Source organism: Bacillus sp. ISL-55, from assembly GCF_018613155.1.
Classification (GTDB): Bacteria; Bacillota; Bacilli; order Bacillales; family Cytobacillaceae; genus Mesobacillus.
Genome location: NZ_JAGGQU010000012.1, coordinates 34,559 through 55,499, shown reverse-complemented (window position 1 = coordinate 55,499; position 20,941 = coordinate 34,559). Strand labels below are relative to the sequence as shown.

The following is a 20,941-nucleotide window of genomic DNA, read 5'->3' as shown; positions in this document are numbered from 1 at the left end:
TGATTATTTTGAAACTAATGGATAGGAGATTCGTATTATATTTTGATTATCATTTTTGAATGGGAGGGTTACCAATGAACTGGAAAAAGGACTTTAAAACATCGGCTCTCATCATTTTATTAGTGATTACGGCGATTGCTCTTTTGGATAATGCGCGAACAGCAGATTCTGCAGCGAGGCTTGAGGAGGAACAAGAGCGACTTGAAAAGAAAGTTACTAGTCTAGAAGAAGAAATCGAAAGACGGTCGAGGATGACTGAAGATTTGAAGAATGAAAATGAAACATTGGCCGAAAATCTTTCAAACCTCGAAGATGAACTAGCGGCAGCGAAATCCACCATCCAATATGAGGACTTCATGGATGCGATCGATGTCGTTGAGACCTATAAAGCTGTGGGAGAATTTCAAGATGTATTTAAATTAATCGGAGTTGATAATTTTACAAGTTTTGGCTACCTTGATCAAGATTACAATTGCCCATGCAGAATTAACTTCAAATATACTAGTCTTGATTGGAGTCCTGGAGTGGTCATGAATCTTGATGAATTTAGTACTGAAAAAGGAAAAATTCTTCTTACATATCTTACAGTCGAGAATCTAGAAAGTAACTATCAATTTGTCTTGGCCAGGAGTGGCGACTTTTACGATAAGACAGAAAAGTGGTTGATAGAAGAAATTAGGCTTGTAGAAAAGGAGGAGGTCCCATTATAAAATTCGATAAACGGTTTCTCCCGTTAATGGTTTATTTTTTGATTGTTATCTCGCTTTTGCTTTTTACGAAGCAAACGGGCTTTAATCTGTCAGGTGTACAGTATCAATTCAATCAGGAAACGATGACGATGACCATTGAAAAAGGGGTTTGGGACAAGCAGGTGGATGAAAGGCAGGTTACAGCTCAGGAAGCGCTTGAAATCATGATGCCGATTAATGAGGCGAATCAACTGTGGAAAATGAACATATATCTTATTTCATTTTTCGCAGCCGTTTTTATCGCGCTATTTTTTACTCCTTTACGACCAAAGAAATATTTTAAATGGTATGTATTCATGTATTTTATTCTCCTTGCTGCCTTCGTAATTTGGGATGTCACAGTACATAAGGAACTTGCCGGGGAAATCGTCGTAACCTTGAAGGGTTTATAGTGATAGCCTGATCTTCCTGGGCCTGAAAGTGTTATGGAAAATTATTGTTGACAGCTGAGTCGATTTCATGATAAATTTATCTCGAATTAAAAATAATTGATTTTGAGATTTATTTTTTAGAATAATATCTCGAATTCGAGATAATAACATAACAGGGGGATTTTAGTATGGCTAAATTTGTAGTAGACCAGGCACACTCAGCAATCGGATTTGAAGTGAAACACATGATGGTTTCGAAGGTAAAAGGACAATTTGGTTCGTATTCAGCGGATGTTGAAGCAGCAGACCTAACAGATTTAACAACAGCTTCAATTGCATTCAAAATTGATGTAGCAAGCATTGATACACGTAACGAAGACCGCGAAAACCACTTGAAATCAGCAGACTTCTTTGATGTTGAAAACTATCCAACAATCGATTTCAAATCTACTAGCATCACTCGAGATGGCGATGATTACAAAGTAACGGGTGACCTGACAATCAAGGATGTAACAAAGCCAGTCACATTCGATGTGGAGTTCGGCGGCAAAGGCACAAACCCATGGGGCGTGGAAGTATACGGTTTCGAAGCGGAAGCGAAAGTGAACCGCGAAGAATTCGGCCTTACATGGAATGCTCCACTTGAAACAGGCGGCGTACTAGTCGGCAAAGACATCAAGATCAAGGTTGAACTAGAAGTAAATCCAGCAGCGTAAATTCAATGAGAAAAGGGCGGCTACATATTGGTGAGCCGCCCTTTCCTTTACAGTTCCAGCGTCATAAATACACTGTTCTGATCTTCTATATAATCACCGAATGGAGAGCAATAGACAAAGCGGTATTTTTCATAGAGCTTCCTCGCAGGGAGGAATGCCTCCATTGAACCAGTTTCCAGGCTTAGTCTTGAATAGCCGCGGTCCCTGCCTTCCTTGATGATGTGCTCGAGCATTGCCTGTGCGACGCCTTTTCGCAGGTGGGCACTGGCGGTCCTCATCGATTTGAGCTCACCATGATGGGAATCAAGCTCTTTCAATGCACCGCAGCCCATCAGCTGCCCCTCATTCCAGACCGTCCAGAAGGTAATATCAGGTTTTCTCAATTCCTCGAGTCCCAGAGCATGAATGCTCTCGGGAGGGGAGTGAAGCGTCATTCCGTGCAAATGCTCCCCGATCAATGAAACCACTTCAGAACCTGTTAGGTCATCTACTTTAATATTCATCATATACTCCCGACTCTATTTCTTTTTTTGGCGGAACAGATCCATGGTTTTATACCCTTGTGATAAGACCTCGACCATCTGTGCTGCACGTTTTTCGCGCGTTTTTTCTTGCTTCGCTGAAAAAATGAATCGAGCCCAATCTTTTTGGTAGCCAGGGGTGAGTTCTTTATAAAATTGTTGCTCATTTGGATAATCTGTTAGTGATTTTTCAACATCATGGACGTTGTCCTCGTAATCAGCCACACACTGACTAGCTGCTGAAGACTTTTTGGCTGGCTTCTTTTCGCGCTTTAATCCAACGACCGTAAAAACATCATCCATACTGACCATTCTCGAAAATTTAATATCGCTATTTTTCACATATCCATCTTCGCCAACCTTCATTGCAGGGAAGATGTCATCTCTATGAACATATGTATTATAGCGCTTGTTCCCTTTTTTCGGGTAAGCAAAAAATAAGTAACCTTTTTCTTGCAAGTGCTGACCATTAATGATGCTTTGTGTGTGTCCCGCCATATCCTCAATACTTTCAACAAAAATGAAAATTGCATCATGGTCACCGGAAATTTCCGTTTTATAACCATCGAACAAATGATAATCAGCTGGCTGGTTCAGTACAGCCAAATTGCTATACTTAGTCAGATTCAATTTTTTTATGATTGTCATGATTTACTCCTTTGGCTAAGCAATGATTTAAACTTGATTCTATTTTTTATGTATTTTTATTATAAAGGAAACAAAGTGGCAGGATACAATGATAATTTTGCTTGTGAAAGATAGGGTATGATCACTTAGTAGCCCTGAATGATGATATCCCTTCTCAAATTGAGATGGGATTATTTTGTTATTTCCTCATCATTCTTAAACTTAATGATTAAGGCGTAAGAGCTAGAAAAGCAGAAGGAATAAATCAGGGTTTTTTAAATATAGTAATAGTTGGTATTGGATTGCACTATTATCAATAGGTTAACAATGTTAATCTAGATTATGAATCTATTATAGGAGAGTCCTGAAATGAAAAAGAAATTGAACTATTTCATCTTACTTTTAACAGCCATTATGATGGCTGGTTGTACCGATATAGAACATCCATCCATTACAGATGGTGAAACCAAGCCAAAAGAAGTAACCACAGTTAATACAAATGAAAATAGTGAAAAAGAAGAAACTGCGAATGAAAATAGTGAAAAAGAAGAAACCGCGGATGTCGATGAAGGAGCAGGAGAGGAAAAACCAACCCAATCAAATGATGAACTGTTCTCAGGATACAAACTAATCGAAGTTGATGGTGGTGATTTGTCCGGATATCGTGAACCGAATGTCGTCGTTGACATTGGTTTTGGCGACCGTGAATATTGGGCATTTACGAATGAATACGGGCAACTAGTACGTGTCATAGCTGATGAAATCATTCTCCAAGATGACCTTACCGAACCAGTATTATCTTCCGGCAGATACTTCTCAGATGAGGCAAAGGTTCCTGGTGTCGTAAGTGACGTTTTAGATGAAGGACATGTCATTGCTGACTCTCTCGGAGGGGTATCGAATGCTTATAATATTACCCCGCAAGATAGTACGCTCAACCGCCATGGTGATCAAGCTTATATGGAAGACGTGATTCGCAGCGCAGGTGGAGCCACTAATTTTGAAGCAATTATCACATATCCGAATAATCAAACGCAGATTCCTTCAAGCTATAAGTATACTTATACTTTAATGGGTAACGAAATCGTTGACGAATTTGACAATGTGAACCCTGAGATAGTAAATGAATCAACCGGTTCAACAGGAAGTGAGCCTTCCGATTCAACCAGTTCAGACACAAGCGTTGATATTTCTAGTGTTGATACAAACGGTAATGGACAGGTGACGATTAAAGAGGCAAAAGCAGCAGGTTTCAGTATGCCAATAACAAGTGATCATTGGTTATACCCCTATATGGACGATCGTGATCACGACGGTATGGTTGGTGAGTAAGGCCCTGGAGCTTTGAGGCAAAATAAATGAATCAAAGAACATATTCCTCGTTGTACCATTTAGAACGATTTGAATGATGTCTGTACAGGGACAATTGAGGATAATGGTGATATAAGATGAAAATATAATTTTCCTTTACTACCGAGGCCGTTGATCCAGCAGGATTAACGGCCTTTTTGTGTTAGATTTCGTATGGAACTAAAACCACAAAAGGAAATTAAATGTTAATGTTGAATATTCATAATTGATGAGGTCTTTATATTAATTAAAACAGATGTAAAAAATAACTAGTAAAGATCAGGAGGTTTATTCCCATAAAACTGAAGAAGTTTTATTTAGTTTTCATATGTATTATAGGTATAGTTAGCTTTATAGTTTGGTATTCCATACCAAAAAATATCAATCAAGCATTTGACGGAATAGTTTATGGAGTTGGAAGTAAAAGCAATCAAATAAATAAAGAAGTTACAATTACAATCACAGGGAAATTGTATAGAAAAGTTTTTAACCACGATCGATATAAAGGAACGATTGATATAAAAGGAGAGGTGCCGACGAATATAATACTTGATAAGAAACAAGTTGAAGTTGTTTTTCTTGAAAACGGAGGTTCTTTATTGTTCGGGGAATCACCCTACGGCATTCTTTATATAAACAAAGATTTTAGTGAACTATCCATTATGGTTTATGAACACATTGAATCAGGAAGAGATAATGCTTCTTATAGTTGGCATCCTGAAGACGGGCTTTTAATATCTGGACCAGCAAAAAGTAGAAAAGAAGCATTAAGCATTTCAAACGAATTAATTGGGGACTTAGTAAAACCACTAGAATAGATGTGGATTTGCAAGCGTTAATCCTTCTAAAGAAATAACTCACAAACGGGTGCTATGTTGAAAAATGAATAATATTATGGATTAAAAATTACAAGAAATTAGAAAATGGCATGTTAAAACTTATATCAGTTTGCACGCCATTTTCATTGTCATTTTGATTTGTGCTTTTTTAAAAAAGCTTATAACTAAGCACAGGATTAGAAAAACAATATGTTTTAACCAGAAATTTTGGTATAATTTTACCAAAATAACCTAAGCAAGAGGTACATACTTTGACTAAATCTAAACTGCAATTTTGGCTGATTCAAATTTTGCTTATATCGACGATCATTTATGTTTCTACAAAGATTTCATTTATGTTTGAGCCGATTGGAGTCTTCATCTCAACGGTATTCTTTCCGATCCTGATTACTGGATTCCTCTATTTCCTTCTGAATCCGGTGGTGGACTTTCTGGAACGCAAGAAACTTCCGCGGGTTCTCGCAATATTGATCATTTATGTTGTGTTTGGGGCGCTTCTTGTTCTGGCAATTGCAAATTTAGTTCCGGCAGTCTCCAAACAGGCAACAGAGCTTGCGAATGACCTGCCTGTTTTTGCTGACAAGACGACGGAGTATTTTTACGATGTTGTTCAGTCTTCTGAGTTTAAAAGCTTCAGGGATGAGCAGCGTGAAATGATTGATACGGTGCAGGAGCGCGTAATTGAGTATGCAAACACGATACCGACTAAACTGACGAATGGACTCAAAGGCTTTTTGGGTATCGTCACCAATATTGCAATCATCCTTGTTACCGTTCCATTTTTACTGTTTTACATGTTCAAGGACGGTCACAGGTTTCCGCTTGCTGTTTCCAAGTTCATTCCGAAAGATTATCGTGATGAGGGGCTTAAAATCCTGAAAGAAACTGGAGAAACACTGGCTGCATATATCCAGGGACAGGTAACGGTCGCCTCCGCTGTTGGGATTTTGGCTTTTATCGGGTATCTAATCATTGATTTGCGCTATGCGTTGATTCTGGCGTTAATCGTCGCCTTCACAAACATTATCCCTTATGTCGGGCCGATTATTGGCGGAGCGCCTGCAGTGCTTGTTGGTCTCTTCGATTCCCCGACAAAGGCTTTACTGGTAGTTGTGGTGATCCTGGTGGCGCAGCAAATTGAAGGGAATTTGCTTTCTCCACTTATCCTTGGTAAAACGCTGGATACTCATCCGGCAACAATCATCATTATTTTACTGGCGGCCGGGAATCTGGCTGGCGTTCTGGGAATGGTGCTAGCTGTCCCAACCTACGCCGTCACAAAAACCATCGTATTGAACCTGGTCCGATTTTTAAGAGCACGGAAACGAGCAACGATTGCCACAGAGGTATCATGAGTCATAAACTAACAAGAGAATCCTGTATGAGTCTTTGGGCGATAGAGCTGTCTGTATAGAAGCTGCTATCGCTTTTTTAATATGAAGGTTATTTAATGTGCCATCTCGTTATCGTTATAAAAGAAGATAATGTGCGGATAACGAAGGGGATTGGTGAATTATCGTCACATAAAAGAGGATAATGTGCGGATAACTAAGGGGTTTAGTGATTTATCGTCACATAAAAGAAGATAATGTGCGGATAACGAAAGGGTTTAGTGATTTATCGTCACATAAAAGAAGATAATGTGCGGATAACGAAGGGGTTTAGTGATTTATCGTCACATAAAAGAAGATAATGTGCGGATAACGAAAGGGTTTAGTGATTTATCGTCACATAAAAGAGGATAATGTGCGGATAACGAAGGGGTTAGGAGAATTATCGTCACATAAAAGAGGATAATGTGGGGATAACGAAGGGGTTTGATGAGTTATCGTCACATAAAAGAGGATAATGTGCGGATAACGAAGGGGATTGGTGAACGATCGTCACATAAAAGAGGATAATCTACCGATAACAATGGACCCCCATGGTTTAAGGGAACATAGGGCCAGCTGTAATTTTCTAAAAAGGGTCAAGGGAGGTTATTATGTCCGAGGAAAAAAGAGAACGATTGAAATCCAAGGAACAACGGAGAAATCCTGGTGCGGCTTTGAACAATGGATGGGCACAGGCGATGACTGGGTCACCAAGCGGTGGTTGTTTGGTTAATGTGATATCAATCCTGATTATAGTGGGGGTCATTCTGGTGATTAGAGCATGTTCACAGTAGTAAATGGGGGGATAGCATGAGGGCTGTATTGAGTTTTATATTGTTGCTGGTCGGTGCTCTTTTTATTGGCGTTACGGTTGAACATTCCCTTGTAGGGAACACCGTAGTAAAAGCGATCGGAGCTTTATGCATGATTGGATTCTTTAGGACGTTCCCTAAAAAGGAAGATAAATTATATTAACTTTATTATGAATTCTGAGTAAGGTGGGGATAGCATGAGGAAATGGGCGTGGCTGCTGCTACTGGTGGTTTTAATTGCTGCGGCATCGGTCGCTGTAATACTAAAGCCAGATCAAGCAGACTTTGCGAGCTGGATGGAAGAGACGTATGATGTACAATGCCTTGATGAACGTTGTGGTGCCTTTCATATCGGAGAAGGCGGTGAAAAAGTCTTATTGCAATCGATGCAGGGTGGTTATTCACCAGGAATTTTTCAAATGACGGTTCATGAGGCATACAGGAATCTTGATAATCCTTCCTATTATCTAGAACTTGAGGTAGCGGGTTTCCTTGGGAAAATAACAATTAAAGAGGAAAAGGTAAAAAGAATAAACAAGAGGTAAATTGATGCTTTCCAGATTCGGGAAAGCATTTTTTTGAAAAAATAATGTAAGGTTTACTTGACACTCGAGGGGGAAACTTGTATTTTTAATGTAAGGTTAACCTTACACAGGAAGAGGTATTCATCTTGAAAAATAAAGTGAAACAATTAAGGGAGCAATTCGGCTTAACGCAAGCGCAGCTGGGCCAGAAGGTAAATGTATCACGCCAGGCGATCAATGCGATTGAAAAAAACAAATTCGATCCTTCCATCTGGCTGGCCTATGATTTAGCGAAATTTTTCAATATGACCATTGAGGAATTATTTGAATTTGAGGAGAGTGAGCGAAAGTGAGTTTACTGAAACATCCGGCTGTTAATATCTTTTTCATAAGTTTTATGTCCGCAATCTATTCATTCATTTTTATTTTCACAGCGGGTCATATGGAATTCATAAGTATCCTTTCACATGGCAAGACACTGAACTCGGATTTTTGGAACGGATGGTCCGACTTTTTAAACTCGGGCAATATGAAATTCATTGGCTACTTGATCATCGGATTAACTGGTGTGATTATCGTTTTTATCCTTGTGAAACGAACGAAGCAATACGATGAATATCAAGTGAGTATCTTAGCGAAAAGCCTGTTTGTGGCCGGGGTTTTATCAATCATTATGGTTCCGTTTCTGATGGTCATGCTTTTAAGTGACCCAAATTACAGTACGGAAACCATCTTTTTATTTGCGACGGTTCAATGGGCAGGTGTTTTGGTTTCGTATTTATTTTTTGTAGTGCGGTCGTGAGTACGAACTTTTTTCCATAAAAGTACAAGGATTTTTCAATACTTAGAACTCCATAACTGAACATAATAAAAGAGAGTCTTTATTAAACGATGGAGGACTAGATTTGATGAGTGAAAAAGATGAGCTTAAAGAACAGCTTAGTGTATTGACAGCTCGCAGGGACCGGATGCAGAAGAATCTCTACGAGGTGGAGAAGGAAATTGCGGAAATCACCAATAAGCTCGCTAAGCTAAAATAGCGACAGTACCAAGAAGGAAGCTGCTAAAACGAGGCAGCTTCCTTTTGCTTCTTTTAGAGGGATAGATCCCCTATTTGTTGAAACTAATTAGTATGACGGCGGAAAGAAAAAGGTGATCTACAATGAAGTTCAATCGTTTGGTATGGCTAATATTTGTTCCTTTATTCTTATTTTTCCTTGGCCTGTTCTATATTGAAGTTTCCATTTATTCGCTTTTGCCTCCGGATCAGGGCGGAATGAGTTTTTGGACAGAATTGAAGAATGTCTGGTATCGTTCTGTATGGTTTTATGCCATGGTCCTGATTGCTTCCTATTTTCTGTATTTGCGTTTTATACATAATAGAAAGTAGTCGTATATAAAAAATGTCCCCCCGTATTCGGGGGACATTACAACTATTGGTTATCGTTTGCGAGTTCTTTTCGATTGGGAGCCAGTGGGGGTTGTTCTAACCAGTTATTTTTTTCCATAATATCAAACCATTTCTTTGTCACCATTAAATTTTTCAGGATTATGGTTTCATAAGTAGCTATAAGGTCTGTCCGCATGGCAGACGCCAAGCCTGTACCATGATAGACCTGGGCAGCCTGGAACAAGAAGCCGGTATGATACATCATCAGCTTGTCTGAGAAAGGAGCATCCGTTGATGTTGTGACTTCTGCTTCCCATGAAGTTGGAACTGGCAGATTATCCTCGTGCATGATTTTGGAAAAAGTCTGTATTTGTTGATCAGCTGTTTTCTCAGATTCGGTTAAAAACTTCCGAACTTCCTTTGAGTGGGCAACTTGACTGAAAGCGATAGACAAAGTTTTAGCCATAATGTTCTTTTTTACATTGAAAGAAATACTTATAATTTCTGTGGCCGATAAACTCCTGGCTTTTCCGAAAATCCCATCCGTAAAATCTTTGCTAACAATGAATTCAGGGTGTTTGGCAGGGTAAAACAAAGGATCCCTCTGGAAACTGCCTTTTTCTAGCAATAGTTCGATCGTCTGGTGGTACATTCTTTTTCCATCGTTATCACATGAATCATAAAAATCACGTAAGTCTTTTCTGACAGCAACACCTAAAGCGGTGATATGTCCAGTCATTCCATGCAGTGTCATGATATGTAGGTAATTCAGGCAAAAAGTGTCCGAGAACAGTCGTTTTGCACCTTTATTTATATCCGCTTCACTAAATCCTACGGGGACCGGAAACCCCTCATTTTTTAAAAATGTCACCATTTGATTCTTTTGTTTTTCGAACGTCGCAAGAGCATCTGCAAATATGGCTTTTATCGATTCATCTTCAATGATGGTGAACATATATCGATTCACTGCATCGATCATTGTCCCGTTTACATATTCGCCCCACAGGGTTCCTATTTCAGAAGAAGTAAGTTGTATTTTATCCTTATCCATATTGTCACCTCTTCGGTATTATTTCCCCATACATGGGAAATATGAATACAGCACTCAAAATCATTTATAGAGTTTTCTTAACACGCTTTGTCAACACATTCTATTGACAATAGTGCAAAGCTAAGGCCCTGCGTTTCATAAAAAAGGATTGACACTATTAAGCGATAGGAGTAACTTATACTTATTAATTTAATAAAAGCCTTTTTGCTGAATCTTTTGAGCGGGGGAACCAATTTTTGATAAAGATACTTTATCTTGGGGTGAATTTTAGCGAAGAAGCTAAAAAGGGATACTCTCAATCTCTAATCCGACAGCTAACTCCGTAAGCCGTGAAGAGAGAAGGGTTAATGATAGGTTGCATTGACCATTCTTATTAAGGATGGTCTTTTTGTGCTTTTACCCTATGAAATAAAAACAAAGTAAAGAAGAGGTATGTCCTGGTGAAAATTTTTAAAAGGAACTGGTTAAAGCCTGCACAAATCATTGTGTTTTTTTATGTCATTGCCGTATTGATTTCGGCGACGCTCCTCAGTCTCCCTATTGCACTTAAGCCGGGGGTGAGCTGGACATTTATAGATGTTTTATTTACTGCAGTCAGTGCAGTTAGTGTAACTGGGCTAACGGTTGTATCGACACCGGATACCTTTAGCACACCGGGCATTTTCATTTTAATGTTCATCCTTCAGTTTGGCGGCATAGGAATCATGACGCTTGGGACGTTTTTCTGGATGTTGCTGCGAAGGAAAATCGGTCTAAAAGATCGGCAGTTAATCATGACCGACCAAAATCAATCTCAAATGTCAGGTCTCGTCAAGCTCATGAGGCAAATTTTGGCCATCATCCTTTTGATCGAGGCGGTAGGGGCTCTCATTTTAGGAACGTATTTTCTTGGCTATTTCCCGACATGGCAAGAAGCCTATCTGCAAGGCTTATTTGCGGCAGTCAGTGCAACGACGAACGCTGGTTTTGATATTACAGGGAGTTCGCTGATTCCTTTTGCGCATGATTATTTCGTGCAATCCGTGAATATTGTCTTATTAACATTAGGGGCTATAGGATTTCCGGTATTAGTGGAAGTAAAAGAATTCTTTTTGAATCGCAAAAAACACAATCGTTCTCAATTTTCTCTATATACGAAGCTGACTACCTTAACATTCTTTGCTCTGATGTTTATCGGTACATTCGCGATCCTGCTCTTTGAATATAATCATTATTTTGCAAGCTATAACTGGCATGAGTCGTTTTTTTATGCCTGGTTCCAATCGTCCTCCACTAGGAACGGCGGGCTTGCTACGATGAATGTGAGTGATTTCTCTGATCCAACCCTACTGCTGCTTTGCGTTTTAATGTTTATCGGTGCTTCCCCAAGTTCTGTTGGCGGAGGGATTAGGACGACTACTTTTGCGGTGGTCATCTTGCTGATCATCAACTTTGCAAAAGGACATAATGCCATTAAAGTGTTTGGGCGTGAACTGCATGAGGAAGATATCCGGAAATCAGTAGTGGTTAGTTTTTTGGCCATGCTGCTCTGTTTCGCAGCGGTGGTCATATTGAATGCGACTGAAAACTTCACGATGATGGAAATCATGTTCGAAGTAAGTTCAGCATTTGGGACGACCGGCTTGTCTATGGGGATCACTCCTGAACTAAGTACAGCAGGGAAGATTGTCATTATATCCTTGATGTTCATAGGAAGAATTGGCATTCTATCTTTTATCTTCTTGTTCAACCGCGGAAAACAAGAACCAAAATGCCATTATCCGAAAGAAAGATTGATTGTTGGATAGGGGTTCAGGAAGTATTGGGGCTAATATTGCCCAATACTTCTTTTTTGTTTTTTTAAATTAACTAATTTTTCACAATATGGTTACAGAAATCTTCAAGAGATAAATTACAATAGATGGTAGACGGTAATTTTTTTATCGTTTATTAAAAAAATCGTCAGGCAAGATGATTTTAACTTAAAATGAGCGATTTTGATGCTGGATTATAACCGAAATCTACCCGGCTTCTTTTTTTATTGGCGAAAAAATAATTTTATTGGCGATAATTTGATTTTATTGGCGATTTTCAAGTTTTATTGGCGATAATGAGCTGGTTATTGGCGAAAATCGATTTTTATTGGCGACTTGGAAATTTTTGCTGATTTTTACCAGTTCAGTTAGACCCAGGTGCGACAAATTTTTCATGGAACTTCCAGTGCTCCTATCCGTATAGATAACTAGGGATAGGAGGATGGAAAATGAAAAAAGTATTTGAAACTACATACAGAGGCCATCAGATAATTGTGGAGAATACGTGGTTTAATGGGGAAAAGCTTTATGTGGACGGCAGATTGCAGGATCAGAATCTTGGGTTTGCCTTTGATCGAGCCACTTTGAATGGGGTAATCAAAAATAATGACGGTGCGCACCAGAGTATCAAGGTCAGTCTTGGCGGTGCGATTACGGTAGAGTGCAGGATCTTTGTGGACAATGAATTGATTTATCCTGAACACGAAGTATGATAGCAAACAAAAGGAGTTCAACTTAGTTGAGCTCCTTTTTAGGACGTTAAATCTTTTTCTGATCTTTCTTGCTCTGGAAAATAAAGATGGCGATTGCTACAGCTGATGCCAGTAAAAAGGCGAGGATGGTGATCGTGATGTACAGCGGATCATTGTTTGCTTCTTCTGGTATTAATCTTGTGGCAATCGGGCCCATGGAGAGAAATAAAGGAATCAGTACGGTGAACCAGGTTTTCGTATAGAGTGCTGCTCCGATGAAAATGACCGCACACAGGACAATGATCAGGTTGTTTTGCGATGGCGTTGCGACGAAAACGGCTTCGAACTCCTGTGATTTGTACCAAAACATCAATGCCACCATTATTCCAGTTACGATGATGGAGATTCCGAAAAATATCATGTAACCCCATTTAGAATGAAAGAATTTCGGCATGATTTTGAATAAAAATGCGCCGTAAACCAGGATGCTTATGGAGCTGATGACAAGCGCAAACCAGATGGTCCCCTGGGATACAGAAAAAGTTCCTTCGATTGCAGGGCCGACACTTAAGTAGGCTGAGATCAGCAGAATCATTAAAGGAACCAAACCTGCCAATTGACGGTAATCGGTTTTCATCGATTCGCCGATGCTTTTCATATAATTCTTCGGGCTGTCCCCGATGATATGGCTGACATCTTTGCCGGCCGCTTCGGCCTCTGTCAGATGGACCTCAAGCTCTTCAGTAATTTCATTGATTTCCTGGTCGTTTTTCCCTTTTGAGATCAAGTACATTCGCAGTTCCACTAAAAACTGTTCCGCTCGTTTGGATACCATCCCGTTAATTCCCCCTTTTATATAAGCTCATTTCTCAACAATTGTTGCTCTTGACTACCGTATAGAAGTGAATGAACGATGCTTCTTCGCTAAGGAAAAGAGCATGCCACTTATACCGACCTGCAAACTACCTTTCTACTACATTAAAATCGGCTTTAGGATTTTAACAACTTTCATTACGGAAACAGCCTTTTATTTAAAACATTGTTCACCGAGGAGCTCAGCTGTGTCCAGCGGATGATGAATTGCTCCAATTCCTGCTCGCCTTTTTCCGTCAATGAATAATATTTCCGTTTCGGTCCGGCAGTGGATTTCCTTAAGGTAGTGCTTACCAGACCCTCTTTCTGCATCCGCAGCAGGAGAGGATAAATTGTTCCTTCGCTAAAAGAGTGAAAGCCGTAAGACTCTAATTTAGCAGCTAATTCATACCCATAAATTTCGCCCTCTTTAATGATGGATAAAAGGCATCCATCAAGTATCCCTTTAAGCATTTGCGTCGTATCAGCCATGGAATGGGCTCCTTTCAGTAGCTTGTAATGCAGGTATTTGATGCGATGTGCAGTAGCTTGTAATGCAGGTTTTGGTGCGATAAACAGTAGCTTGTAATGCAAGGTATTTGATGTGATGAACAGTACCTTGCATTACAAGATATATCTTCACTATACAATATGCTATCTTGTAATGCAAGGGTTAAGGGGAATCAGAAAGACGCCTCTATCCTGGAAAGGCGTCTTTCTGATTATTTTTTCGCAACGAGCGGCCTGTCGTTTAAATACAGCTTTAAGTCAGGGCTGTTTCCGGTTCTGATTTCTTCAGCAATGATTTTCGCGAGCATCTGGCTGTAGACGGTGCCGTTGTCGCCGAATCCCATGAGGAAGTAGCTGTTTGGATATTCTTCATACTTTCCGATGATCGGGAGGCCGTCCGAAGTCCCGCCGTAAAATGCAGCTAAATAATACTCAGGTTCTACCTGGATGGACGGGAACATCTTGTTGAATTCTTCTATCAGTTTGTCCCGCTTATGAATGAGTTTACTGTTCCGGTCCTCAGGATAGGTAGTGTTGTCATCAAGGCCGCCAATGATAATCCGGTTATCAGCTGTCGTCCGCATATATAGATAGGGCCTTGCCGTTTCCCATAAAAGCGTCTGGTTGTACCAGAACGTCAGGTCAGCTACAGGCTTTGTCGTGACGGTGTACGTACTCACGAAAGAAACCTGTTTTTCTTTTTTTAAGTCGATTCCTTCATAGCCACATGCAAAAATAACTTTGCCTGCCGAGATGGATTGGCCTCCTTTGGTGGAAAGAATCACCCGCCCTGATTGAGGATCGACATGATGTCCATTCATCTCGGTGTTTTCGAAGATCTGTACGCCCTTTTTGGCGGCGTAGTCGATCAACGCATGGGTGAACTTGAAAGGATTCAGCTCGCCATCACCATAGGAGTAGATGGCGGCCTCGCGGCTGAACGGATATTTCTTCTCGATTTCTTCTTTGCTGAGAAAGTCTACCTTCAGACCTTGCTCTTTTAAAAACTCGTATTCTTTCCTCAGCGATTCAACATCTTCACTGCAGCTTGCGGAATATAGGGAGTCTCTTCGCTGGAATTCGCAGATTATGTCTGCGGTCCTGGATGCAGCTTCTATTTCATTGATGGCTTTCTGCAAGAGTGCTAAATGCCTAGAAATATACTCCTTTCCAAAAGAGTTAACCAGGTTCGTGAACATCTTCTCCCCTGAATACTGAATGAGTGCCGTATTCGAACTCGTGCTGCCGCTGCCAATCTTTCCTTTTTCAATGACTGCCACTTTCAATCCGGAATCCGCAAGATAGTATGCACATTGCGAAGCTGAACTTCCTCCTCCAACAATCAGGACATCGCATTCCAAATTCTCTTCCAGCTGTGGATAGGAGGGGGGAGAAGGGAAAGTGGCGGGCCAATAATATGTACCAGACATTATATTCATGTGTTTCCCCCTGCTCATAGAGATATCGATAGTATCTCCACGATCAGTTATGACATTCATTCAAGGTACCCGAATGTTTCTGCAGAACCACCTATCCCCATGGTGTTAACGAATAAATATGTTAAACCACTCCTGTTAAAGCAGACAGGATTATATGCAAACCACTCCTGTTAAAGCAGACAGGATTATTTGCTAAAACACTCCTTAAAGATGACCACTCTTTTTATGACAATGGCTGTTTTTTCTCCGTTGAATTTTATTAACTAGCTGTACAGTTCCTATGTCTCTGTCTGCCATTTTGTGGTATCGTTGAATTTAGAGGTGGTTGTCTTGAAGAAAAAATTAGCCTTAAGCTTTTTTATAGTGATCACGCTAACAGCTTGTAATCAGAATGAATCGTATACCCACTGGACAGACAGTACGGATAACCAAACCCAGCGTCTGGATGAAGCGGGGATAAAATATGAAATCAGAGAAGGCGAGATCTGGGTCCGTGAGAAGGATTTGAAGAAAGCAGTGGCCTGCTGCTCTTAATTTGTCTCTCTGGTTAAAAATAACTGATTATTCTTATAGTTCGAACGACTCTGGTGTTGCAGAAATAGAGAGGTTGGAATACTGGGCGTTGGGTGAACGGCCCTTTGTCCAAGGGGGGGAGCAATGATGATCCTGGAAAAAATGGAGCCAATTTCGATTGCGGCAATTCAAGAGAATGGCATACAGTCTGTCGTGGATTGGTTTGATGGGCATAAGGAATATTTCTATAGTTTTGGCTGGCATTTTGTTCAAAATCAGCAGCAGATGGAGGAGCTTTTTTACAGGTCGATCCTGAAGGTGCATAAGGAGTTTCCCCGATATAAAGGGAATCTGTCATTCAAGATGTGGGTCACTTCGATTTTTCTTCAAAACATCCGCTTGCAAGGATCAGAAGAACTAAACCCGCGTCGGGAAATGTTTGCTGGAATGAATCAACTGGAAAAGGAAGCGCTGGTTCTTACATATGTAACTGGTTTTACCCTTGAGGAGACTGCGCAAGTCCTCGATGTTCCGGCTGAAAAAATAAAGGAATTGTTGTTCTCCGGTATTCAGACGGTCAGAAAACAAATAGATGGAGCGGACTATCATGGCTGTGAGCAGTTCCGGAAGCATTATATCGATTACCTGGAAAAAACGATGGAACGTTCGGAGAAGATTGAGTTTGAGATTCATCTTTACAATTGCAGGGAATGTCAGGAGGATTTGGCGAGCTTCCAGGAAGTCACAATGACGAGACTGAATCACATTTCGGGTGAGAGCGACCCGAGTGTGGATCCTTTACTAATGGAAAACGTAAAAAAGAGATTTGCAGTTAAGAAGGAGCATAGACAACAGAAAATTAAAAAACGTAAAAAATGGGCGCTTGGCTTTGTGAGTGCTTTTGCCTTAATCGTGGCGATCGGCTTCATTACTGGTGCGTTTCCAAAGGTCTATTATGCATGGACGGAAGATGATGTGCAGTTGCGCGCCTTCCTCCAGGAGGGTTTTGGCCAGAGGCTGAATCTCGAAGCGGAAAGCGACGGGGTTAAGGTCAAAATAAAGGGCGTGGTGGCGGATGACATACAGACGCTTGTATTCTATGAAATTCATGATATGAAGGAAGACAAGCAATATTTCATGACTTTTGAGGATGGGGTGACTGTTGAAAACGAATATGACATTTTGAAACAAGACACCTATCCACGCTATTCTATTCCTGATGTCGAGGCGGAGATGAACAAGAGTAATAAAAACGTTTTTTATGGAAAGATTGCGCTAAGACCGCTTAAGGAAGAGCAAGGCGAAATCAAATTGAGGATCACCAAGATTCAGGAATTGACTAACGATGCTGCGATATCATTGGGTTTTAGGGCTGGTGAATATAAAAACGGTTACTGGAGCTTCGAGTTTCCGGTATCCAAACAGCCTACCACGGAGTACGAAATTAATGAACAAAGGGAACTCGAAGGTGTCGCCGTTCGATTGGAAAAATTGATTGTTGCTCCAACCGCAACTTTTTTACAATTTGGCATCAATACAGAGAAGCTGGAGAAGCGCATCGATTTCATCAATTTCAAATCACTGGAAGTGAATAATAAGAAAGTGGAGGCAGAACGGTATGGCAGCCACTTTATGGATTACCAGCTGGACAGTGGCTGGACTGGTTTCCAAGCCTATTTTGGCCCGCTTTATGGGGAGAAAGTTAAAGATTTCAGAGTTCAATTAGACTCGATCTATTTATCGATTGTAGATCATAGAAGCATCGAACTTAGCGAAAATCAGACATTCCCGCAGACGATTGAGTATGCAGGCAGTACCCTCTGGATCGATAAGACCGAAGCCGGCCAAGCTACCGAGGTTATTATACGTAATGATGACCTGGAAAATCGGGAATATGAATCACTTAACATCGATTTTGTGGATGAAAATGGCCAACAGCCCAACATGACCCATATGGATTCCAAAGCAGTGCTTGTAGACAAAAACGGTGTTGAATATGATCCATATAAGGGCCCAATCAACTATGAAAAATTGGAGCAGCCACGCCATTTCATCACAGAACAATCTATGAGAGTAGAAGGGATTGACGATAACTCCATGAAACTTCAGATTACCGGTTATAATAGCTTAAAATACTTGGATGAAGTTTGGGACCTGGGGACGGTTATGGTGTCTCAAGATACGGAATAAAGTGTTGATTATTGGGGGCGGGGAAACCGTCCCTTTTTACATTAAAATAAAGAAATAAAAAAAGGCACCATTAAAGTGCCTTTTCTGGGGGTAAGTACTCTATTTTGCATTTACATCTGGTTGATGAATGCCAAATATATTTCCCTCTGTATCTTTATAATATCCCTGCCATGCCATGCCCGGCAGAGCATACTTTGGCAATGCTACTACGCCGCCATTATTAAGAATCTTTGTTTCAGTCGCATCGTAATCTTCTACGCCCATTGTACAGGCGTAACCATTCAGAGGCTGGTTTGATTCTGGAGGAGGACCTTGACGCTGCATTAAAGCACCGTTAATTCCGGGCTCATCTTCACCGCCAGTCACTGCTCCAAAGTAAGGCATACCAGCAAAATCACTCCAATCTTGAAATGCCCACCCGAATACTTCACCATAAAAAGTTTTAGCGCGGTCCATATTATCTACATGAATTTCGAAATGTACTAATCTACCCATGATTACCTCCTAATGATAAAAACATAGTTCTAGAATGTATTTTCTACAAAGCTGTTGGGCACACCTTCTTCATTATGGTATTAAATTGATGAATTATACCTAAATGCCAAGTACTAGAGGAGAACATGGGCACTTGGTGCGCAAAACAAGGCATCCCATTCTTGCTTCGGAGCTGGAGGAAATCATGAATAAAATCCGTAATGAAAAAATATATAAAATATATGGACAACTAACGTTTTGATAATTTGGAACTATTAAGGTGCTGATCTTTTGAATAGAAATAAGAATCTACAATTATTCATCTTTTTGCTTGTTTTACTGCTTATAGTTCTAATTGTTCATGTTATCCTCCACACAAAAGTATATGTAGTATATAGTGCAAGTCTTGGTTCAATCTTCATGATAGGACTAGTCATCTTCCTGATTGTGTACCTCTATTTAAATGGGTGATTTTTTTAAAAAAATTTTCACTGCTTACTTGAGTTGGCCAGATAAGAGGAAACTGGAACAGAATGCAGCCGTGGAAAGAAACCCGAACCTGTTTTAAAAAAGAATCTTCATTAAACATCAGGACATCCTATTGTCAGGAGGGATGTTCTTTTGAAGAGTATATTGATTGTTGTGGTACTTCTCGTGAGTTTTCTTTTACCAATGAGAGGAAATGCGGAAACACCGCTCACTGCAGCGTTTATCCGTGACCATCAGCTATGGATCAAAGATGGAGAACAGGAAACACAAATTACAAAAGGGCGTTATGTGCATTCTCCAAAATGGTCATATGATGGCCGTTTTGTTGCCTATATTGATGGTGATGAACAAGGAGAAAAATCGGATTTATACATTTATGATACGAAGGCAAAAGAAAGCTACCAGCCTTATGTAAGGGTTGAGACCTCTGATTTTAAATGGTCACCGGTCAAAAATCAATTAGCATACAATGATCATGGATTGCTGAATGTGACAAAAATGAAGGATGGCCGCCCGCAGGGGTTCGAGAATGTTGCACTGGGGGTAAGCGGGTTTGAGTGGTTCCCGAATGGCAAAGAGTTTATTGTTTCCTCGCAATCCAGTTTGCGTCCTACCGGATGGGGACCAATCCCGCTATATAAAATCCCTGTGAATGCGAACCTCGCTAATGACAAAATGAAGAAGTTTTATACGATCCAAACGCACGAACCAGACTTGTTTGGTATTGATGCTGACTATTTTAAGTGGAGCCATGATGGGAAATGGGTCAGTTTCATTCTGGTTCCTACGGCTTCCTGGTCGATGGACAGTCAAACCTTATGTGTCCTGTCAAATCAAGGTGAACAATTCCAGGCAGTAGGGAAGATACTGGGGTACAAGGACTGGTTCAAGTGGGCACCATCCTCCAACCAGCTGGCCTATATTTCAGGTGAAGGAAGATTTTTTGTTGAAAACAAAAAAACGAAAATCGCTGACATCCCAATTTTTAAAGAACAGAAGGAATACACACCAGCGGGATTTGTCGACCTTGATTTAGAATGGTACTCACAGGATCAAGTAATAGTCGCCCGTGCAAAAGAAAACAAGGAATGGACAGAAGGGCCCGTCCCAACGATGTACACGGCACTGTATGCAATCAATGTCAAAACAGAGGAGCAAAAACAAATTACTTTTCCGAAAAAGAATGAACTGGATCTGGATCCTCAAATGGCCGGCCATTATCTAGCGTGGTTTCGGAAGGATCCAAATGACATGCGTGGCGATGTATGGGTGAAGGATGGCTTGAGTGGAGAAGAGTTTATATGGATTAAGAATGTTGACTCTGCTCCGGTGTTTTTTACTGTAAAAGAGAAGCGCATCCAAGATTAAAGAAGCAGCGAAGTTACTCAGACTTCGCTGCTTCTTTAGAAAGGTACCCTTATGCAGCTGATTGTGATCACATAAGGGTACGATTAGCAAAGAAAGGTACCCTTATGCAGCTGATTGTGATCACATAAGGGTACGATTAGCAAAGAAAGGTACCCTTATGCAGCTGATTGTGATCACATAAGGGTACGATTAAGGAAGAAAGGTACCCTTATGCAGCTGTTTGTAGTCACATAAGGGTACGATTATGGAAGAAAGATACCCTTATGCAGCAGTTTGTGGTCACATAAGGGTACGATTA

At 40.5% G+C, this 20,941-nt stretch carries 25 protein-coding genes and 1 riboswitch; of the genes, 18 read left to right on the top strand and 7 right to left on the bottom strand.

The window, feature by feature from the left end; genetic code table 11:
* Nucleotides 1-74 precede the first annotated feature (74 nt).
* From J7E32_RS07010 to J7E32_RS07000, 3 genes are all read left to right on the top strand, one after another.
* A complete protein-coding gene (locus J7E32_RS07010) occupies nt 75-710 on the top strand; it encodes a hypothetical protein (protein ID WP_214905600.1) in 636 nt (211 codons plus the stop codon).
* 26 nt (nt 711-736) lie between these two features.
* The gene (locus J7E32_RS07005; protein WP_214905596.1) at nt 737-1,141 is read left to right on the top strand and encodes a hypothetical protein; all 405 of its coding nucleotides are present in this window, start codon (nt 737-739) and stop codon (nt 1,139-1,141) included.
* 167 nt (nt 1,142-1,308) lie between these two features.
* Entirely contained in the window at nt 1,309-1,836 is a 528-nt protein-coding gene (locus tag J7E32_RS07000; protein ID WP_214905593.1) for a YceI family protein, read from the top strand.
* Nucleotides 1,837-1,883: 47 nt separating this feature from the next.
* On the opposite strand, the gene J7E32_RS06995 is transcribed toward J7E32_RS07000, so the two are convergent.
* Both J7E32_RS06995 and J7E32_RS06990 read right to left on the bottom strand, forming a co-directional pair.
* Entirely contained in the window at nt 1,884-2,339 is a 456-nt protein-coding gene (locus tag J7E32_RS06995) for a GNAT family N-acetyltransferase (protein ID WP_214905818.1), read from the bottom strand.
* Nucleotides 2,340-2,354: 15 nt separating this feature from the next.
* The gene (locus J7E32_RS06990; protein ID WP_214905591.1) at nt 2,355-3,005 is read right to left on the bottom strand and encodes a YdeI/OmpD-associated family protein; all 651 of its coding nucleotides are present in this window, start codon (nt 3,003-3,005) and stop codon (nt 2,355-2,357) included.
* A gap of 348 nt (nt 3,006-3,353) precedes the next feature.
* Here J7E32_RS06990 and J7E32_RS06985 point away from each other — a divergent pair, with 348 nt between their 5' ends.
* The 10 genes from J7E32_RS06985 (at nt 3,354) to J7E32_RS06945 (ending at nt 9,272) form a co-directional block, all read left to right on the top strand.
* Nucleotides 3,354-4,316, top strand: coding sequence for a DNA/RNA non-specific endonuclease (locus J7E32_RS06985; protein ID WP_214905588.1), 963 nt, complete (start codon nt 3,354-3,356; stop codon nt 4,314-4,316).
* Nucleotides 4,317-4,804: 488 nt separating this feature from the next.
* Nucleotides 4,805-5,152 carry a hypothetical protein gene (locus J7E32_RS06980; protein ID WP_214905585.1) on the top strand — a complete coding sequence of 116 codons (348 nt, stop codon included), beginning with the start codon at nt 4,805-4,807 and terminating at the stop codon, nt 5,150-5,152.
* 272 nt (nt 5,153-5,424) lie between these two features.
* Complete coding sequence (locus J7E32_RS06975) at nt 5,425-6,528, top strand: AI-2E family transporter (RefSeq protein WP_214905581.1); 1,104 nt, start codon at nt 5,425-5,427, stop codon at nt 6,526-6,528.
* A 629-nt stretch (nt 6,529-7,157) separates the two neighbouring features.
* Nucleotides 7,158-7,340: a hypothetical protein gene (locus J7E32_RS06970; RefSeq protein WP_214905578.1), complete on the top strand. Its 183-nt coding sequence runs from the start codon at nt 7,158-7,160 to the stop codon at nt 7,338-7,340.
* Between the two features lie 16 nt (nt 7,341-7,356).
* Nucleotides 7,357-7,521: a hypothetical protein gene (locus J7E32_RS06965; RefSeq protein ID WP_214905575.1), complete on the top strand. Its 165-nt coding sequence runs from the start codon at nt 7,357-7,359 to the stop codon at nt 7,519-7,521.
* Nucleotides 7,522-7,555: 34 nt separating this feature from the next.
* Entirely contained in the window at nt 7,556-7,903 is a 348-nt protein-coding gene (locus J7E32_RS06960) for a hypothetical protein (RefSeq protein ID WP_214905572.1), read from the top strand.
* Nucleotides 7,904-8,028: 125 nt separating this feature from the next.
* The gene (locus tag J7E32_RS06955) at nt 8,029-8,235 is read left to right on the top strand and encodes a helix-turn-helix transcriptional regulator (protein WP_214905569.1); all 207 of its coding nucleotides are present in this window, start codon (nt 8,029-8,031) and stop codon (nt 8,233-8,235) included.
* Entirely contained in the window at nt 8,232-8,684 is a 453-nt protein-coding gene (locus J7E32_RS06950; RefSeq protein ID WP_214905566.1) for a hypothetical protein, read from the top strand. The genes J7E32_RS06955 and J7E32_RS06950 overlap by 4 nt, the downstream gene beginning before the upstream one ends.
* A gap of 106 nt (nt 8,685-8,790) precedes the next feature.
* Nucleotides 8,791-8,922 carry a hypothetical protein gene (locus tag J7E32_RS22825; RefSeq protein ID WP_286182833.1) on the top strand — a complete coding sequence of 44 codons (132 nt, stop codon included), beginning with the start codon at nt 8,791-8,793 and terminating at the stop codon, nt 8,920-8,922.
* A gap of 122 nt (nt 8,923-9,044) precedes the next feature.
* Nucleotides 9,045-9,272 (top strand): hypothetical protein, encoded by a 228-nt coding sequence (locus tag J7E32_RS06945; protein WP_214905563.1) that lies wholly within the window; start codon nt 9,045-9,047, stop codon nt 9,270-9,272.
* Between the two features lie 43 nt (nt 9,273-9,315).
* Here the strand turns inward: J7E32_RS06945 and J7E32_RS06940 are convergent, their stop codons facing one another.
* On the bottom strand, nt 9,316-10,323 hold the full coding sequence (locus J7E32_RS06940; RefSeq protein ID WP_214905560.1) for a DUF3231 family protein: 1,008 nt from the start codon (nt 10,321-10,323) through the stop codon (nt 9,316-9,318).
* A 195-nt stretch (nt 10,324-10,518) separates the two neighbouring features.
* Nucleotides 10,519-10,667, top strand: a riboswitch (cyclic di-AMP (ydaO/yuaA leader).
* 96 nt (nt 10,668-10,763) lie between these two features.
* Between J7E32_RS06940 and J7E32_RS06935 the strand changes: the two genes are divergently transcribed.
* Together J7E32_RS06935 and J7E32_RS06930 are read left to right on the top strand one after the other, a co-directional pair.
* Nucleotides 10,764-12,110: a TrkH family potassium uptake protein gene (locus J7E32_RS06935; RefSeq protein WP_214905557.1), complete on the top strand. Its 1,347-nt coding sequence runs from the start codon at nt 10,764-10,766 to the stop codon at nt 12,108-12,110.
* A gap of 455 nt (nt 12,111-12,565) precedes the next feature.
* The gene (locus tag J7E32_RS06930; protein WP_214905554.1) at nt 12,566-12,829 is read left to right on the top strand and encodes a hypothetical protein; all 264 of its coding nucleotides are present in this window, start codon (nt 12,566-12,568) and stop codon (nt 12,827-12,829) included.
* A gap of 46 nt (nt 12,830-12,875) precedes the next feature.
* On the opposite strand, the gene J7E32_RS06925 is transcribed toward J7E32_RS06930, so the two are convergent.
* The 3 genes from J7E32_RS06925 to J7E32_RS06915 all read right to left on the bottom strand — a co-directional run bounded on the left by J7E32_RS06925 (nt 12,876) and on the right by J7E32_RS06915 (nt 15,609).
* The gene (locus tag J7E32_RS06925) at nt 12,876-13,643 is read right to left on the bottom strand and encodes a DUF1129 family protein (protein WP_214905551.1); all 768 of its coding nucleotides are present in this window, start codon (nt 13,641-13,643) and stop codon (nt 12,876-12,878) included.
* Between the two features lie 176 nt (nt 13,644-13,819).
* A complete protein-coding gene (locus J7E32_RS06920; RefSeq protein ID WP_214905548.1) occupies nt 13,820-14,152 on the bottom strand; it encodes a PadR family transcriptional regulator in 333 nt (110 codons plus the stop codon).
* Nucleotides 14,153-14,382: 230 nt separating this feature from the next.
* Nucleotides 14,383-15,609, bottom strand: a complete 1,227-nt coding sequence (locus J7E32_RS06915) for an NAD(P)/FAD-dependent oxidoreductase (RefSeq protein WP_214905545.1) — start codon at nt 15,607-15,609, stop codon at nt 14,383-14,385.
* A gap of 330 nt (nt 15,610-15,939) precedes the next feature.
* Between J7E32_RS06915 and J7E32_RS06910 the strand changes: the two genes are divergently transcribed.
* Together J7E32_RS06910 and J7E32_RS06905 are read left to right on the top strand one after the other, a co-directional pair.
* Nucleotides 15,940-16,143 carry a hypothetical protein gene (locus J7E32_RS06910; protein ID WP_214905542.1) on the top strand — a complete coding sequence of 68 codons (204 nt, stop codon included), beginning with the start codon at nt 15,940-15,942 and terminating at the stop codon, nt 16,141-16,143.
* Between the two features lie 123 nt (nt 16,144-16,266).
* The gene (locus J7E32_RS06905) at nt 16,267-18,312 is read left to right on the top strand and encodes a DUF4179 domain-containing protein (RefSeq protein WP_214905540.1); all 2,046 of its coding nucleotides are present in this window, start codon (nt 16,267-16,269) and stop codon (nt 18,310-18,312) included.
* A 99-nt stretch (nt 18,313-18,411) separates the two neighbouring features.
* Here J7E32_RS06905 and J7E32_RS06900 read toward each other — a convergent pair whose 3' ends face one another.
* Nucleotides 18,412-18,807: a VOC family protein gene (locus J7E32_RS06900; RefSeq protein ID WP_214905538.1), complete on the bottom strand. Its 396-nt coding sequence runs from the start codon at nt 18,805-18,807 to the stop codon at nt 18,412-18,414.
* Nucleotides 18,808-19,407: 600 nt separating this feature from the next.
* On the opposite strand from J7E32_RS06900, the gene J7E32_RS06895 reads away from it, so the two are divergent.
* A complete protein-coding gene (locus J7E32_RS06895) occupies nt 19,408-20,643 on the top strand; it encodes a translocation protein TolB (RefSeq protein WP_214905536.1) in 1,236 nt (411 codons plus the stop codon).
* Nucleotides 20,644-20,941 lie beyond the last annotated feature (298 nt).